A 452-nucleotide genomic window follows, 5' to 3' on the forward strand; every position below is an offset into this window, starting at 1 on the left:
GTTGGGCACTCTAGGGTGACTGCCGGTGACAAACCGGAGGAAGGTGGGGATGACGTCAAATCATCATGCCCCTTATGACCTGGGCTACACACGTGCTACAATGGATGGTACAAAGGGCAGCGAAGCCGCGAGGTGAAGCTAATCCCATAAAACCATTCTCAGTTCGGATTGCAGGCTGCAACTCGCCTGTATGAAGCCGGAATCGCTAGTAATCGCGGATCAGCATGCCGCGGTGAATACGTTCCCGGGCCTTGTACACACCGCCCGTCACACCACGAGAGTTGGCAACACCCGAAGTCGGTGGGGTAACCTTTTGGAGCCAGCCGCCTAAGGTGGGGCCAATGATTGGGGTGAAGTCGTAACAAGGTAGCCGTATCGGAAGGTGCGGCTGGATCACCTCCTTTCTAAGGAAGATAAGGTCACTTCGTGACCAAAAAAGAGCGTACTCGGTT

Annotated in this window: 1 rRNA gene (cut by a window edge); it reads left to right on the plus strand. The window is 54.9% G+C overall.

The features are described 5' to 3' along the window. Positions 1-404 (plus strand): 16S ribosomal RNA (locus ABD308_RS01420) (it extends 1,167 nt beyond the left edge of the window). The last annotated feature ends 48 nt before the right edge of the window (positions 405-452 follow it).

The sequence above is a fragment of the Kitasatospora putterlickiae genome (assembly GCF_039527695.1).
Taxonomy (GTDB): domain Bacteria; phylum Actinomycetota; class Actinomycetes; order Streptomycetales; family Streptomycetaceae; genus Kitasatospora; species Kitasatospora putterlickiae.